The sequence below is a fragment of the Magnetococcus sp. PR-3 genome, from assembly GCF_036689865.1.
Classification (GTDB): Bacteria; Pseudomonadota; Magnetococcia; order Magnetococcales; family Magnetococcaceae; genus Magnetococcus.
The window spans coordinates 512,331-529,832 of sequence record NZ_JBAHUQ010000001.1; the positions used below are offsets into that span (position 1 = coordinate 512,331).

Sequence of the window (17,502 nt, forward strand, 5' to 3'; positions counted from 1 at the left end):
CCCCCTTATTGTTGGCATGCTCAGCCAGCATGAGGACAGAGTAGTCACAAGCTGCGCATACCTGACAGAGCCTGACACTAACGAACTGTTCCATACAACCACTACTCTCGCCCCCAGTAAACCGTATATGTGATTTTTAGTGAGAATAACAGACCCACGGCACGCCCCAACCTTCTCCCTCATTTCCAATACATTCCGCACATATACGGCAAATATAACAACAGCAGTTAACGATGCACTTGAGCGTTCATGACTCAAGAGGTTTACACCCCCCAAATCTCACAAACAAAGGCGTAGAGATGACACCATACCGGACAAAATAATGGTCGCCCAAGCACAGCATAAATTTGGGCAACCTTAAGCGATAGAAACAAGCCCCCCACCCCACGCATGGCCGTGTGGTCGAGCTTATCCCCCTAACAGTAGATCACGCAAACGCTCAACTTCCAAACGTCTCCTGATCACCCCCCACCCCTTCAGCCATACCGCGCGGCGTATCACACGGCATCACCCCGACCAACCCCACGCCGCTGGCCATGGTTAAACACCACCCCCATGCGTACCGGTAGAGATTATAGCTTGTAGAGCCCATAGGTATGGTTGGCGTAAACCAGCTCAGCCCCTTCAACCGGTGTGGCCAGATCACTCAAAACGTAGTGAAGGGGGTGGTGTTCTTTTAAACAGGCCACCATTTTTTCCGTTAAGGGCGCCCGGTGGGTTTGATAGCACCCCGCTCGAAACTGGTCATCCTGGTATACCTGCACAGACCGACTATAGATGGCAGAGCCCTTACGTCGCACATCAAGAACAGGGTAGCCCGTTGCTGTTCTAAGGGGGACCATGGTGGGTAAATTCCCCCACATTATGACCACCCCCTTTTTTTCAGGCAGAGATTGAATAAAGCGAGCCATATCCAACATCGGCCGACCCGCTTTAACCTGATCATAAACCTTGGCAACAGGTAGGACGATGAGACCAACAAAGACCAAAGGCACCATAAGCTGCAAGGTCGTGGCTTTTTTTGCAAACACAGCGGCCAACAAGAGCATAAAGATCAAGCCGATAACCATCAGCTTAGAGAGGGTCGATAGGCTATGGATATGCAGAAGATCAACGGTCAAGGGCACCGCAGAAACCAAAAAGGGAAAAGCAAAAAGGATCAGTAAGGATCTCTTATTAGCTTGGTATTCAGAGCCCCCAACCACAAGCAGAACCAACAGTATAAGAAAGTTCGCATAGCGCAGAGGGGCCAGCTGCATAAGGGTTGCGATCTGCAGCCATGCGCCCAGCATAAAAAGAGCAAGGGCAAAGGCATAGGTGATCAGACCGATAACCAGAATCCTGCGCCAACGACCTGTAGAGATCATAAACGCCAGCGCGCTCATGTAGCCCAGCAGACCAAGCCGTAAGATAAATTCACTTTTAAGAACAAAGGGGGCATTTAAATGCCCATTTTTTTCAAAAATCTGCCACCACTGCTGATCATTAATGGTTTCAGCCGCGACCAAAGCCCCATGATCAAGCAGATAAAGCTCTAGCGCACTCCCTGTTACCGCAAAAGCCCCTAAGATCAGTATCTGTTTCCAGTGCCAGCGTTCGATCAGCACAAAAAACAGAAAGAACAGACCGTATATGGTGGCCTGAGCAGGATGCGTTAATAGGCTGATAAACAGCATAAGGCCCACGGCAACCGGCCTTTTTTTCAATAAAAAATAGAGCCCCAGCAAAATGGGGATTAACACATCCTGAGCATAATAGTTCGAAAAAAAATCAATATCATACCCAGCAGGTGTGAGCAAAAAGATGGAAAAATGGCCAAAAAGCAAAAGTGAGGCCGCATAAAAGGATAAGGAGGTCTGTTCTGAATACTTTTTAAGAATAAAAACAAAGAGAAAAAGAACCAAAATGGGCCGTATAGCAAAGAGCAGAGGAGCCAAAATCGGTTCAAGAAAAGAAAAATGATACTGCATAAGCGCAGGCAGCCAATACGAGAGGGTATAGGTGATAAAGCCACCAATGTTTCCCTCTAAATCCTCCTGCCACCGTTCCGGTGACAGATAGACATTCAGCACATGAACAAAATTGTTATCCTGGCTCGAAGCAATGGTAATTTCATTAAAAAACAGATAGCTAACAACAGCAAAGAACAGCGCGTAAAGACCCACAAGCCTTTTACTGATGTCGTATCGACCCGCTGACAATGAATGATCGTTCACGGTTCCTGTTCCCTTTTTATTTAAACATGCCTCGGGTACCCAACCACCCCCCGCAAGCTTAGGCCATGTGCCCGTATTGTCTTAGCCTGTGCAGAAAGGGAGCAAACCAAGCCCCCTTATGTTAACCAACCACCAGGGGTCCGTCTCACCCCTCTACCCGCTCGATATTAGTTCATCTGTACGTTAAAACGCGTCATCCACAGTTCCAGCGAAATAAGTGCAAACAATTGCTTGGCCGCCAGAAAATCTTTATTGGCCACACGGGCTTTTAGTTTTTCTATGGCGCTCTGGGTAAACAGACCACGCGCAGCCACCTTGTCTGGCGAAAGCGTTTGATCAACAAGCTGCTGAAAGGACTGGTGGTGAAAGAAGTTCTCCATGGGAATATAAAAGGCTTTTTTACGCCGCTTGGCAGAGGGCAAAGGGATGCGGTTGGCATAATCCCGCAGCATAATTTTGTTCTGCCGCAAGGTCAGTTTGCTTTGCAGCGGGGCACGCCACAAAAATTCGACCAGCTTGTGGTCCATAAAGGGAACACGTGCCTCAAGACTGTTTGCCATGGACATTTTATCTTGCCGCATCAAAATGTTATCTGGCAACCAGTGGCCATACTGAGCCCCCAACATACGTTGATTAAAATCCCCTTGCCATGGATCTTCAATGGTAGAAGGGCCAGCATTTGCCATCTGCGCCAAAGCATCGGGTGTGTAGAGGCTCTGTTTATCATGGTCATCAAACAGGGAGATTAAATGGTGATAGAGCGCTTCAGGCGAAGCCTCCCCAATTTGGTTGACCAGACGAACCACCTTCTCTCGTCCACTTGATCCTAAATCTGCGGGATAATCAAAGAGTACATTCAGTAGTTTTTCTGGTGTTCTGGCCACCAGGGGCGCGACCATATGGCGGTGGATGGTGGCGGGCATGAACTTCTGATAATAGCTGGATAAGCGCATGATCTTATGGAACATGTACCCACCCATCGTTTCATCAGCCCCCTCCCCAGTCAAGACCACTTTAACATGCTTAACCGCCTCTGCGGCCAACAGGTAAGTTGGAATAACAATGGCATCACCCAACGGCTCATCACTGTGCCAAACAATTTCCGGTAACAGGTCAAAATGCTCGGGTTTAAATAGCACCTCATGATGATCACACCCCAATTGCTGGGCCATGATACGCGCCTCTTCCAACTCATCGCCTTCCCAACCAAAACCGATGGAGAAGGTTTTGACGGGTTGGTTGCTCATCTGAGCCATCGTGGCAACGATGCTGCTGGAATCCAACCCACCACTTAAGTAAGCCCCAAGCGGAACATCACTGATCATGCGTAGTTGAATGGACTCCTGCACCAAATCATCAAACTGGGCCTGCCACTCGGCCTGGGTGTGGGGCACATCCCAGGCAGCGGCGGCTTCAGGCAAGGACCAATACGGTTCAATGCTGACCTCACCTTTTTGCCAAGTTAAACAACACCCAGCTGGCAGTTTATGAACATCACGTAAAAGCGTTTCTGGACCCGGCACATAGCGTAAGGTCAGAAATTCGTTAAGCTTGCCATAATGAAGGTGGCGAGGAACCCCTGCAAAAGCCAACAGAGATTTCATCTCACTGGCAAACAGCAGATGTTGACCCTGCTGCCAATAGTACAATGGTTTAATACCCAGCCGATCACGGGCGACGAAGAGCTTTCGCTTAACACGGTCCCAGATGGCAAAGGTGAACATACCGCGCAAATGTTGCAAGCACGCCGGTCCATGCAGGGTGTAAAGCTGTAGAATAACTTCGGTATCCGAATGGGTCTGAAAATGGCACCCTTGCTCGATCAACTCAGAACGCAACGTACGATAGTTATAAATTTCACCATTAAAGACAATGGTGTAGCGCTCATCTTGGGTAGAGATTGGCTGATTACCGCTACTGAGATCAATAATGCTTAAGCGGCGCATCCCAATGGCCACATCCCCATCATGATGAATACCCTGATGGTCTGGCCCGCGGTGGCTCAGCAACGCTGTCATGGTGGAGATCAGAGCTTGAGCATCACCTGGTGTTCCAACCGTTCCTGCTATACCACACATACTCTGCTCCCATCACACAGGTAAAACTGATCAACGCCATGGACCTTTAAAACCATTTGCGCGAAGAGTATAGCGTGACCACCTATGCTTTAACCATGCCCGACATTGCCTTCAAGCCTGGGTATAGGGAAAAAAAGAACGCTTAATAGCGGGAACCCTGAAGCAGCCCAGCAGAGACGTCCTTGCTCTTACGGAGGAAATAAGACAAACCACCATGCATAAATTTCCATGCCCGCGCCGGTGGCAATGTCCATAACGCATGGTGGGCCACCTTCATGAGACGATCAGGTTTGAAATAGAACTGTTTAAAGGCGCTAGCGGCCAGTCGTTGGATCTCTGCCCGAGAGATGGTGTTGGGCACCCAAATGGTCTCGTCATCGACCAGTAAACTATTTTTTTCGCCCTTAATATTAACCCAGCGCCCAGTCTCTTTGCAGGTTTCGTAAATGGCCGTACCCTTAAACGGTTCAAAAATGGGGAATACGGCAAACGTAAGTTTGGAGCGTGTTGCAAAATCGATGGTGCGCTGAATATCCTCTGCGGTTTCATTGGGTAAGCCAATCATAAAAGAGGAGAGACTTTTTATCCCTGCTTGATGCACATTTTCAATACCACGCACATTATCCTCTTGGGTCAATCCTTTTTTCATGAGAGCCAAGGTTTTATCATGGGCGGTTTCACAACCAAACGTGATCAGATAACACCCTGTTTGCCGCATGGCAGCCAACATATCCCTATCATTGACCGCATTGGTGCGCGTAAAGCAGGTCCATTTAAACTTTAAATGGTTCTGCGCCATGGCTTCACACAACTCAAAGACATGACGTTTGCGGATGGTAAAAATATCATCGTAGAACATCAGGGAATCATAGCCCTGATCTCGATACCGCTTAAGCTCCTCAATGACATCAGGCACGGAACGAAACCGCATGGTGCGCCCCATCACCTCCGTTGCAGCACAGAAGGTACACTTAAAAGGGCAACCACGGGTTGTTAGGGTATGGATGACTTTTTTTCCACGGATATGCATGGGGCTATAGTAGCGCGCCATATCATATTGGCTGATATCTGGAGGACCGATCTCATCCAAATTGTTCACCACATCAGCCTTGCCAGCAATAACCAGCTTACCCATGGCTTGGCGCATACCCAAGCCGGGCATTGGTTTAGGGGGTATGCCCTGGTTCAAGGCTTCCAATAAGCTTACCCAAATTTGCTCCCCCTCCCCCGACACCACATAATCGACCGGCCACTCTTCAAAATCATGGGGAAACAGAGTCGCGTGAGGCCCACCAATCACAAGGGTTTGATGCGGGTAGGCTTGTTTAAGACGCTGCACCAAAATAGAGAGCGAACGCACATTGGTAATATAGGCGCTCATACCGACCAGATCATACTTAGCCAGCTGGGCCACCGCTTGGTCTATGGTCGCATTGGCCAGATCCAATAACGCCACATGGTGCCCCGCCTGTTTGGCGTAAGTTGTCATAAAAGCCAACCCAAGCAGAGGAAATTCAGGCGACATATCCGCCAGATCACCATAGTTCTCTGCCGCAGTCATGGGTGGATTAACTAAAACAGATTGAATCATAGCAGTATCTCACATGGGTTGAATGAGCCATTTTGGCCAAATTCGTCATGGTTTATAAATGCTCGATAAGCCTTGTTGTGCGCCTCAATGATTTTGTAAAACAAATATTTTTTCTGGTCAAGCGTTTGAACCTGCTTCTCTAGGTGCAGTGTATTTTTGCTCGATGTACGGGGTCTTACCCTTACCAATATAATGAGGGATCCACCCAGAAAAGGTGAGGATTGGCCCTCTGCCCCACCATCGGCATATCCTTTGCGTGTTTGCCGTCGTTACTGCTGTTCTCGCTGACATAGATAAGGCAAGCGACGGATAGCATAGCCATGAACTTTTTCCTCAACACCTAGGGAACATGACTCTGAAATGGCAGCGGTTAGAGTGGATTAACCAGGGTGCGACACCCCCCTTTTCTCCAACGACCACAAAGAAGTTAGATATTTGATTTTGATATAAATTCTAAAGTCTTTATAGCGATGGCAGAATAACCAAACCCCATGTGAATTGGGGTGTTTGCAGAGGATTGCTCCATAAGAGAGAAGTACGTAGAGCTGGGATGGTACGTCGTTAAGAGAATAAAACGAGACAAGCTTGCACCTCGTCACAAGATCTCTTCATTCTCTCTTTAACCAACCCTACAATCGTTTGTGGTGATCACCCAAAAACATGACAAACGCTTGTTATATTTTTGGGTAAGCGTCAAACACTAAAAAAACAGAGTAAACATCCAACATGCGGTCGTTTTACTTAGTTTGGATACATTTTGCCATGCTGATGGTACATCACTGGCCCTGGGCAGGATTGAAATGGCAAAAACAGAGGAATACATAACAATGTCAAATCCAAGCGTTAATGATGTGCAAGATTTTTGGGAAGCCAACCCTTTATGGAGTGGTGAATCTAACCACACGCCAGGCACAAAGCCCTTTTTTGAAGAGCATAGAGACGTCTATATCTCGGACTGTTTTGCGGGCCAGTTTGACCCCCGCTGTGTTCCACAGGAAGCCAATCGTGAAAAAATTCTCGACCTGGGATGTGGCCCTGGTTTCTGGACCATTGAACTCTGGAAGCATGGCTGCCATAACATCACGTCGGCAGATCTGACGAAAAATGCCTTAAAGCTGACAAAATCCAGGTGCGAAATCTACGGTGTTTCTGCTGATGTTAGTCAGCAAAATGCTGAAAATCTAACGTTTGATGATGGCTCGTTTACCCATGTTAACTGCCAAGGCGTTATTCATCATACCCCTGATACAGAGGCATGTGTAGCGGAAATTGCTCGGGTACTTAAACCCGGAGGAACAGCAAGCCTAAGCGTCTACTATAAGAATGTTTTTTTAAGAAACTGGGGCATTCTAAAGTGGGCCGGCATTATCCTCAGCAAACTTGGCGGAGGCATGAAGGGGCGCGGTAGGGAAAAGATTTTTTCAACTGGGGGTGCAGAGGAAATTGTGCGTCTATATGACGGCGATGAAAACCCCATAGGAAAAGCCTATTCCAAACAACAGTTTGTTGAGATGCTCTCTCCGCACTTTGAGGTGCAGGATATCTATTTACACTTTTTTCCTGCGCGGGCTTTACCGATAAAAACCCCCCACGTTCTCCATCGTTTCTTGGATAAGTATACCGGCTTTATGATCTATGCCACGGTCAAGAAATCCTGAAGGAGCTGCGGCTTCCCCGTGCCAGAAATCGTGATCGACCAAGCAGAAAGACCATAAGCCGCACCGAGCCCCTGTGGCGACGCCCGATTAAGAAGGCGAGCTCTTATCGGTGGTGTCTCGGCAGGCTGAACACCACCTTTTGGCCAAACCTGTCGCGGTCAATCATGCGCCTGATCCGTGTGTGGTGTACCGCCACACGCTTTTTTTGGGGGAACCGAGTGTGTGCGGGTGAATCACTTAACCCTGCTTTTTCACGTCGGATGTTTATGCTCAAGCCATAGGTCTGGCGCATACCAACGTGATGCATCAGCCCCCTTCCCCACATAACCGGCACACTCCAGGAGTTGCTCTCTAGACCCTCTGTTCACAGCCATAACGGGGGCAGAAAACATATCTCCCCTTAAACTTACGCCATGAACCCTATGGCGGAATAGGAGGCCAAAAGGGCCGCGGATATATTCAGGATCTACTCAGGGTGCGAGACGAGCCCCCATTTTTACATGGTAGCCCTCTGGTAAAAAAACGCTCACGCCAGGCATGCACACCCTCTCAAGCATATACCTTTGTGACACCGCTCCCGCCCCCGTACCATCGACCGCACCCACACAATCGACTTCGTTCCATAGACAGCCCGCATGATTCAGCAACCTGTTTTACGCTTTGTCGTTTTTTTTCTTCAACTCTTCTGTGATCTCTTGCAGGGAGGAACGCACACGCCATAGCTCTTTGTGTAAGGAGAGGTTTTGATGGGAAATCACCCCCATAGTCAACACCAAGAAGGCAAACAAAAAGAGTAGGATCGCGACAAGAAAGGTATAGATAGAGGGGTCAGGATTGCCAAGATTGACAAACGACCATCCGGCAAAGAATATCGCCATAAGGAGTAGACCCAATGCGGCCGGAAAAATGTACCGAAAGGGGGCCGTAACCAAGCTAAACATCAAATGACTTTGAATAAGCTTGGGAATTTTACTGGAGGATTTACGAGGCAGTGCATTGGGCTTGGCCAGTTTATGGTCTTTCCACTCCAACCAGGCGGGCACCTCCCGAATGGTAAAACCCAATGCCAGCGCTTGCTGCACCACTTCTAGATGCATCTCTTTGCCATTCATGGTCAAAGGCAGGCTCATAAACTTCTCTTTACGGTAGCCACGGGTCATACCGGTGTACATGGTAATGGCCTTGGATTGCGCAACGCGTAAAATATGATTACCCAAACGGCTAATCATAACCCGTTTTTGGGGCACATTACGGTAGCCCCCACTGGGTAGATTGGGGGAAGCAATGACCATGTCCGTTTTGGGATATTGACGAAACTGCGCAATAATCTCATGAACAATACGGTCCCCCCAGGAGCAGTCCACTTCCGTCACCACCACCAGCTCTCCACGCGCTGCGGCAACCCCATGGCGAATGGCAGCCCCACGCCCCTGGTTGACCTCATACCCCTCCAAACGCAAACGGTCATGCTGCTGAGCAAGCGCTTGGGCAATGGACGGAGAGCTATCTAAGGAGCCATCGTTAACCACCACCAACTCCCAGTCATCATCCAAGCTCTCCAGGCTACTGAGCATATGCAGGATGGCTTTTTCCAGAATGGCCTCTTCATTATAAAACGGACAAACGACTGAGATCATTTCTCTTCCTCTGCAAACCATTGCCAAGTCAGGGTTAGCTTACCTTGATGGTTAAGTTCTTCCAACAGCTTCTCTGTGGAGGTATCGGATTCGGCCAACGGTACGGCTGTTAGCTCTTGTGGTTCAAAATAGCGAGAGGAGCCCATATGGATGGGGGCAAACTTTCGGCACGGTGTCATGGCTTTTAAATCGGATGAAGTGGTTGTTTTTTGCAGTTGATCTACCACCTTCACCCCATCTGGCGCCCAAATAATATGACGTTTCATAGTCAGTGGCGAGGCATCTCTGGCATTAATCAACACCCGTACCAGCTGCTGTTTAACCCAATAGGCCATGCGCTTACTGCGCCCAACCGTCAAGGTAAAGATCCGAAAAGCCATAAACAGCCAAGGGGTCATAACACGTTGGTTAACCCGCACAAACGTGCTTTCAACTTCGCAACCTGAGGCATCATGGGTTGCCGTAGCAGGCAGGGTCAAGCGTTGATTACTGATCACTTTATCCTGCTCGGTCACCGCCAGATAACCACTGTGGCTAAGGACCAACGCCTGATCTTGGCGGTTATAGACACGGATAACCCCACCCTTAGATAACCCCACCACCGCATGGTAAGCCTCTGTTCCATGGATTAGAATACCCGCTTGCTCAAAGACCTTATGAACAGGCTGTTCACAGGGTAAGGGGGCGGGGTTTTCTGCCATGACAGAGCGCGGGTTCCAGTCGCAATGGTCCGCTGCAAAGAGATAGTTATTGAGCAGTGGAAAAAAGTTATAGGCATCCATCATAGGCAAGCCAACCGCTTCGGCCCGCTCCACAGCAGGGCGCATAAACTGAGCAATGCGTGCGGCATCTTCACAAACAGGGGCCAGCATTTCAAACCCTGCAGGATAATAAAACTCGGTATTGCGGCTGGCCATGTCCCCCCCAATGGTACCGTTGGGGTAGATCATATAGGTAAAAAAAGCCACGGAACGTCGCATACTTTCCAGCAACGGTTTGCTGTTGGTCTTTTGCCAGCAACGCGCCAGATAAAAGAGCGCATGGCTTTGGTAACCAGGGTCAGCCCCGCCATACTCCTCATACCACCCTTCTTCCGATTGGTGGTCTAAAATACGCTGAATAAAATAGTCACTACGTTGGCCAAAACGAGCATGACCGGTAACCTCTTGTGCCGCCAACAGGGCGGCGGCGGCGGCGGCCAGGTGGTTGGTGAGCACACCGTGGGTCTCATCGTTACGGCACAACCAGTCACCAAGCCGTTCCATGCTCTGTTTGGCATGGGCCTTAACTTGGGGGGTCAGGTGCGCTTGGCCCAACAGGTAGGCTTCTCCCACATAAAAACCGGTAAAGGCGGTGGCCGCTAATGAGCGTTCATTAGGGTAGGCTTCATCAAATGAACCATCCGTATGCTGTAGACCTGTCCAAAATTGAACGGCGGCATTAAAGGTCTCGACCAAAGCATGATCATGCACAGCACGGGATGCATCCGGGTGGGTGATCATCCAAGCCAAGCTATAGGTGGACTCCTGAAAACGGGAACCACAAAAATCGGTAAACTTCCAACACCAATAGGTACGGTCAAAACACCCATGGGTGATAGAGTAGATCTCTCGGTCACCGCGAGAGAGCATACGACTAAACTGTTTTTTTGCGTGTTCCAAAAAGACGGACATGGCCCCACCTGTTTAATACTGCGCCCAAACCACGGTTAAGGGTGTGCAGGCCACCCCATTAAGACCGGGTTACGTCAAGCGATCTCCCCTATGATAGGGTGACTACGGTACTCGGTTAGGGGCACATTTCCAATGGCTGAACTAGAGCCGTTCTTCATTGTACACCTGCTGCCGGGTTTGCACCTTCTTACCAACCCCTCTCAAGAAGAAGAGCCAGTTTAGGTGTCATCCCCCCCAAAAGCTTCCCTAAAAAGGTTCAAGATAAGAATGAGCCATTGTTTTGTCTAGCTTTGGCAAGCCCTACCCCCCCTAAACATTAAGAGGAGAAGAAACTGAGGCTGCTTTGCATTGATCTCTAGTAAACAGCTTACATGCCATCCTAAAAAATGGTTCTGATCCCTCATGCCTAAAGAGGCTTCTGCACGATCGACTGATAAGCTTTATCTCGCGCAACGCCTCCGACATCAGGAGCCCTAGATCTCTACGACACAACGACCAAAATATATGGATTGTGACGACAGGTATTGTATACAAATCACCGTCATAATCCCTCTGTCATACCCCCCCAAACGATTCATATAAAAGCCATTGAGGATATCATTCCGTTGAACTTCGCAGAGTGTCCATGGGCTAAGATGTACTTTATGGGGGTTCTACGGAAACGGAGAGCGCCCGCGCCTGTATAAAAGGTTTAATCTGGCGCTCAACCATATTCTGATACACTTCAAGAGAGAGCGCCTTCACTTGCGTCCCTCCAGAAGCCTGTGGACGGCCACTCAAATGGTCTAAAATGGGCGTGAGCACCTTCGGATCATAATGCAGGCCATCATAGGTGATATCTACTCGACGGGTTAACGGGGAGGGAATGGAAAAGTCCACCAACCCTTGAGAGAACATTCTACTCAGGGCATGACGTATCTCAAGATACTCCGACAAATTCCCCAATAGCGACATCCGTGCCTGTTCCCAGTCACTGACGGGCATCACGATACCCATACTCTTCGCCTGAGGATATATGTTCAACAACGCTTCATATAGAGCGAGATTTTCCTTTGTCATAGCATCTTTTAGGGCTGGATGCGCCGCCATCTTCTGGCTGGGGTGATAGCCCTGATTTAAAGCCCATGGAAGAATAAAACCGGTATACTCACCATCCTCATTTTTCTGATAAGCACGGGGCAGAGGTGAACGTCCACGAAAAGTGCGCCAACTGAAGTCTACGCCCCCCCAACTGGTATAGTCTTTAATCATGGACGGAAAGAGGGTTGGGTTTTCGATATAATCAGGAAGATCCTTACCACTCTGATTGTAGTAAGAGAGAAAACTCACCTCATTGACACTAAAGATTAAGCGTTTGACCTCTACCTTATGCCGTTTCAAATAGCGGGTAATGGCAAGAAATTCCCGAACATGACCATTGGAAAAAGAGATGTTCACACAACGCTGGCCGGGAATACGGCTACTATCCAGCAGTGTTGCGCGAGAACTGCCAAACAGAATACAGTCCACCTTCGGCAATACCCTTTTAAGCCGATTTAGAACCATATAACGTTCGTTAAAGGCGTAATTTACCCCTCGCAGTTGATTACCCCCAGCATGCCATAACGGATCAAAAAACAGATTAATCCCGAGGGTGCCACCCAACAGCCCTGTCAGAACAAGCATCAAAATGAGCAGGAAACGAGGTGAAGAGGTGTTCTGATTCATGATGGCATTCCAGAAGCTAAAACTGAAAATAGAGGAATTCGTTTACCTCATTCATGCGTAAAACGCTAAGGAATGCTAAGACCGACAATACCACACCCCAAAAGAGGCTGGGCCGCCAAAGCAAGAATGGGGATTTCCCTTTCTGCAACCAATGGGGGGGGATTTTCAGGGTATCTGTGACGATCTGGTGATCTCGCATTAGCTGAACCAGATTGGGGGCCCACCATACCAAAATCGCAGCTGCCGATAACCACGGCCAAGCCGCCAAAGCCACAGAGCTTGTCTCGACAGCATCTTTGCCACCAAAACCGAGCATGGCCTGATACATTTGCCCAGCTGTGCCTAGATCCGCCGATCGAAAGACCACCAGAGAGGCAAGGACACAAAGAAAAGTAAGCGGCACCCCCAGTAGAGAGTGATTCCACCAGCCATCTCGCTTCGACCATCCCCGTCGTTTTTTCCAGTTCCGCCAGCTCTGATTAATCGCCAGCAACACACCGTGAAACAACCCCCAGGCAACAAAGGTCCATTGGGCACCATGCCATAACCCCCCAAAAAGCATGGTGATGATAAAGCTCATCAGCGGCATGGTCCACAGGTTCATGCGCACCTCCTTCATCGAGAGGGGCATGAAGAGGTACTCCTGCAAAAAGCGGGATAATGTCATATGCCAACGACGCCAAAACTCTAACATGCTGGATGCTTTAAATGGCGCATTGAAGTTTATGGGCAAGCGAATACCAAACATCAATGCTAAGCCGATGGCCATCTCTGAGTAGCCGGAAAAATCGAAATAAAGTTGGAACGTATAGGCCACGCCTCCTACCCAAGCAGTCAGGGTAGAGATGCTCCCGCCATGAGCCACGGAGTCAAAAACAGGGTTTGCCAATAAAGCGAGATTGTCAGCCAACAGCACTTTCTTAGCCAGGCCAAGAATCAGGATTGAAATGCCCAAGGCGAAGATATCCGGCTGAAAGCGAAAAGTGCGCGCACTTTCAAACTGGGGCAACATCTCTTTGTGATGAACAATCGGCCCAGCAATCAATTGGGGGAAGAAACTGACAAACAAAGTATAACGAATGAAGTGAGGCTCTGCTTTTTTGAATTGAAAGGCGTCCACCAAATAGGCGACCTGCTGAAAGGTGAAAAAAGAGATGGCAAGGGGCAGGATGATAGGAACAACCTGCACCCCTACACCTGTCACCGCATTAAAATTATCGATGAAAAAATTGGTATATTTAAAATATCCCAACAGCGCCAAGTTGCCGAGCAAACCGCCCACTAACAACGGCATACGCCCATCATCTCGTAACCAGTTTTGACACAAGGATAGAGCAACGACATAGTTGAATAGGATAGACACACCAATAAGCAGCAGATAGATCGGGTTCCACCAACCGTAGAAAAACAGTGATGCGAAGGCAAGCCAGGTTATTGCGGCACTCTGCCCCCCCAGGCGGCCCAATAGATAAAACAGCACAAGTACTGTGGGCAGAAACGCGAGGAGAAATATGTGTGAACTAAAAACCATTCAAACAACCACTATAGATAGATTAGCGAGGAAGAGCATTAACTACGAGCGCACTGTTTCAAAAGGGTTATCACTTCCGGAACAGGGTCTTTTACTAATTCAGCATCTAGCATGCCAGTTTGATCGGTCAAGAGCCTGGGAAGACGGGGGGTAAGAACGGCAAGGGATGGATGTTGAGCTTCAAGATAGCGACCACAAATCTCTAATGCCGACTTAGCGCCAGCATATTCAAGGGCACCCACAGTTGGCTCAGCAACAAAAATGGTACTGGGCTGAAGCATAACCATTGGTTGTGCCGGTTGTTGCTTATCGGCCATCGCTACTTCAGCAAGACGCATAAAAGGGGCCACATAGTAGCTCATATATTTGTCAAATAGAGACTGCTGCCAGCCCTGATAGGGGTTTAGGCTAATGGCTGGTGTCGCAAAGTAAGTCAACAGGTCAAAAGGACCCTTCTGCCATAATTCAGGCCAAGGATTGGGGGTACACTGCAATACGTTCAGAGGACTGGAAGTTAAGAGCAAGGATTCCTGGCTGGCCTCTTGTATGAGTTGATCAACTTCCTGGCTCCCGCGGTGATAGGTAACATGCACCTGCGCCCCCATGGCCAGGGCTACTTTAGCGATAACCTCCCCTACTCCTCGGCTACCGCCTACGACCAAGACCCGACGCCCAACTAAAAGCTCAGGAGATACCTGTTGGCGCAAAGCTGCCAAGCTAACTTGCTTCACAGGAACAGAACGTACAAAGGCGCTAACACCCCCCTTACCCATAGCCCCTTCAAGAGAGAGTTCCAAAAGACGGCGTGCCTCGTCTGCATGGGTAACTCGATAGGTTAAACAGGGATCCTCATGGGTATGTATGGAAGCAAAGCGGAAGGTAAAGCCACCAAACAGGGAGTGTTCACCCGGCAACCACATCCCCACCAAACGGGTTAGGGCTAACAGCACTGCGGCCTGATCACCTTGTAGTCGCCGCCCTAAATGGGGGAATAACGCCCTGCCTTCTGCACAGGACCAGTGGAGGGGTATGGTACCTTCGGCGGCGACAATCTCTTTCCAATCTGCCCGGTGTGGAGCCATCATCTCAGGCAGATCAGGTCGAGCCACAGCCTTGACTTCAGCAGCTGGGATCAGCTGACCGGACAGGGTTGTGCAAATGTGTGACTGGGCTTGTAATTTAATCCGAAAATGCCCGCCCTCTTTTTTCTGCAATTGATGAGTAAAGGGTTGATCATGTCCTATGGGACGGCTGAAACGTACCTTCAGCTTCACCAAGGCATGGGGGCGCTCGCACTGAGCTAGCAGTAGGTCAAGTGCCAACATAACCCCGTGCAGACCATGCACCACCGATTGACCAAAGGGCAAGCGACGTGCGTATAAGGGGTCAAGATGAATGGGGTTGTGGTCACCGGAAAGCTTGGCAAAAGCTTGACTTTGGGCATGAGAGATCTTCATCGGGTTTGTCGCCACAACCTGATCTTTCTTTACGCTTGATCTTCAACAGAGATTGTTTGGTAAGGCATCATTTCAATACAATGTTTGCGGGACTCATAGCGGGTTAAATCTAGAGACCAACACTCATCATCACCAGACATGGGGGAAAAACCAAAATCCACAAACAGTGTTTGGATCACCTTATTCCGTTGGGTGGGGAGATAGCGCCCCACCAGGATTTTCACCCCTCGACGCCGTGCCTGGGCAACTAGCTCATTGAGCATGGCATGTTCCACCTGCCGGTTAAACACTCGGCAACTCATGACCCATAGATCGATATACCAGTGCTGTTCATCCATATGCCCAGCTATCGCACTGATCAAGCCATGATCTCCAAATCGGTCTTGAAGACGCATCTGCACACCAAAACGGTCTTCTTGGATCTGGTAGGCCGCAACCTCCTCTTCCGTTACGCGCAAGGTGGTACAATTGAACTGGTTAGTCTTGTTAATCAGCTGCGTGACCCGACGGCGATCTTGTGCATTAAAGCCCCCCATTTGTCCTTGCATGGCCAGCGAAATGAGAAAATCGGTCAAATCAAGAGTGCTGAGCTGAAGCTGTTGACGCTGCTGTTCGGCACGATATTGATCGGCCCGCAGAGTATCCTCCTGGGTAAAACGAAGGCTTTCAAACCAACCGCCACCCAGAAGCGTCCAACCATAATAGGCAGGATCTTCGGGCAGCTCCACCACAGCTACCTGAGGAAAAGCCGTACGAACTTGCTCACGCTCAGCAGGGTTATCATCTACAAACACCAGACTATCTAGACCGATATTAAGTTGGAGGGCTATGGCCTTTAAATTTTCTGACTTGGGGTTCCAGTTGGCCATAAACACCGCAATATCCGCCTCTTTCAAAACCATATCCTGATGGGCACGAAAAGGCTGTAGAGCGGTTTCTTCCTGATTTTTGGAGCAGACCGCGAGAATAACACCTCGCTTTTTTAAGGAGAGTACTAGCTTCTGAAAAGCAACAAACGCCTCCCCCATGGGATCGCCCTGGCCAAGCACAATGCCATCCAAGCCATCATCACCGATGACACCCCCCCACAACGTATTATCCAAGTCCAGAACCAAACATTTACGCGTTTGGCCAAGATTTGCTGCCAACAAACGACAGACATGATCTCCATACAAAGGCAGAAAAGCCGGATCAAAGGGAAGTTTGGCCAGATGCCACTTAATCGGATCAAACCACCTTGTGGAACCTATTTGCATCACAAGGTGGGCAAGATCCAAAAGAACCCACCCCTGTTTATAGGCTTCATCCCGGAGCATCTGGTTGAATTGCTCAATTTGAAAGGACTGGCCCTGTGGTATGCGGCTCTCCAAATGGCCCAAAAGCGCCAGCGGGGGAGGAACGATGGTATGCACCAAAATGTTTTTTACACCATTTTGGCTTAAGGCATGCGCCAGTTTAGTGAGGTATTGAAGCGCCTCCTTGGCGGGTTCATGCTCAGAAGAATCCCCCTCGCTTCCAGAGAGCTCTAATCCGTTATGGTCCAGAAACATCAACACACCATCAGGAGTGTTGGCAAGTAACGGAGAGTTCGGGTTTAAAGCCTCCATGGCGGTTTGATTGAACCCACCCGTGGTCACCTCCAGCTGCAAGCCATGACGCAAACCACTGGCGATTAATATCGGAGCCAGCATATCCAACGTACAGTTACCGGTGACAGCCAATTTAAAAGGCCTTAAAAGCCGCCCCACCTCACTCTTGGGGCTCGGCAGAGCCGAACAGGCACGGGACAGAGTCATCAACTGTCGGTCATCCAGTCGATAAAGGGCGAGATCCAAGGCCTCAAGCCACGGGTTGGCGCTGGTCGGCAGTTGCTTACACTGGGCTTTAAAATCAGCGGGAGGATGAGGCAACCAAGGAAGATCTTCTAAGAGGTAGCGCATAACAAATGGTTCGA

The 17,502-nt window shown here is 49.3% G+C and carries 10 protein-coding genes; 1 reads left to right on the forward strand and 9 read right to left on the reverse strand.

Annotated features, from left to right (window positions below; all coding sequences use genetic code 11):
• Window positions 1-572 precede the first annotated feature (572 nt).
• The 3 genes from V5T57_RS01500 to V5T57_RS01510 form a co-directional block, all read right to left on the reverse strand.
• Window positions 573-2,216 carry a hypothetical protein gene (locus V5T57_RS01500; protein ID WP_332889380.1) on the reverse strand — a complete coding sequence of 548 codons (1,644 nt, stop codon included), beginning with the start codon at window positions 2,214-2,216 and terminating at the stop codon, window positions 573-575.
• 167 nt (window positions 2,217-2,383) lie between these two features.
• Window positions 2,384-4,294, reverse strand: a complete 1,911-nt coding sequence (gene asnB / locus V5T57_RS01505) for an asparagine synthase (glutamine-hydrolyzing) (RefSeq protein WP_332889381.1) — start codon at window positions 4,292-4,294, stop codon at window positions 2,384-2,386.
• Window positions 4,295-4,436: 142 nt separating this feature from the next.
• Entirely contained in the window at window positions 4,437-5,885 is a 1,449-nt protein-coding gene (locus tag V5T57_RS01510) for a B12-binding domain-containing radical SAM protein (RefSeq protein WP_332889382.1), read from the reverse strand.
• An 800-nt stretch (window positions 5,886-6,685) separates the two neighbouring features.
• Between V5T57_RS01510 and V5T57_RS01515 the strand changes: the two genes are divergently transcribed.
• Complete coding sequence (locus V5T57_RS01515; protein WP_332889383.1) at window positions 6,686-7,543, forward strand: class I SAM-dependent methyltransferase; 858 nt, start codon at window positions 6,686-6,688, stop codon at window positions 7,541-7,543.
• Window positions 7,544-8,196: 653 nt separating this feature from the next.
• Here V5T57_RS01515 and V5T57_RS01520 read toward each other — a convergent pair.
• From V5T57_RS01520 to V5T57_RS01545, 6 genes are all read right to left on the reverse strand, one after another.
• The gene (locus V5T57_RS01520; protein WP_332889384.1) at window positions 8,197-9,180 is read right to left on the reverse strand and encodes a glycosyltransferase family 2 protein; all 984 of its coding nucleotides are present in this window, start codon (window positions 9,178-9,180) and stop codon (window positions 8,197-8,199) included.
• Window positions 9,177-10,853, reverse strand: coding sequence for an ulvan lysase-like protein (locus V5T57_RS01525; RefSeq protein ID WP_332889385.1), 1,677 nt, complete (start codon window positions 10,851-10,853; stop codon window positions 9,177-9,179). The genes V5T57_RS01520 and V5T57_RS01525 overlap by 4 nt, the downstream gene beginning before the upstream one ends.
• Before the next feature lie 642 nt (window positions 10,854-11,495).
• Window positions 11,496-12,560 (reverse strand): hypothetical protein, encoded by a 1,065-nt coding sequence (locus V5T57_RS01530; protein ID WP_332889386.1) that lies wholly within the window; start codon window positions 12,558-12,560, stop codon window positions 11,496-11,498.
• Between the two features lie 16 nt (window positions 12,561-12,576).
• Window positions 12,577-14,091, reverse strand: a complete 1,515-nt coding sequence (locus tag V5T57_RS01535) for an MBOAT family O-acyltransferase (protein WP_332889387.1) — start codon at window positions 14,089-14,091, stop codon at window positions 12,577-12,579.
• Window positions 14,092-14,129: 38 nt separating this feature from the next.
• A complete protein-coding gene (locus V5T57_RS01540) occupies window positions 14,130-15,563 on the reverse strand; it encodes a MaoC/PaaZ C-terminal domain-containing protein (RefSeq protein ID WP_332889388.1) in 1,434 nt (477 codons plus the stop codon).
• A 14-nt stretch (window positions 15,564-15,577) separates the two neighbouring features.
• Window positions 15,578-17,488 carry an HAD-IIIC family phosphatase gene (locus V5T57_RS01545; protein ID WP_332889389.1) on the reverse strand — a complete coding sequence of 637 codons (1,911 nt, stop codon included), beginning with the start codon at window positions 17,486-17,488 and terminating at the stop codon, window positions 15,578-15,580.
• Window positions 17,489-17,502 lie beyond the last annotated feature (14 nt).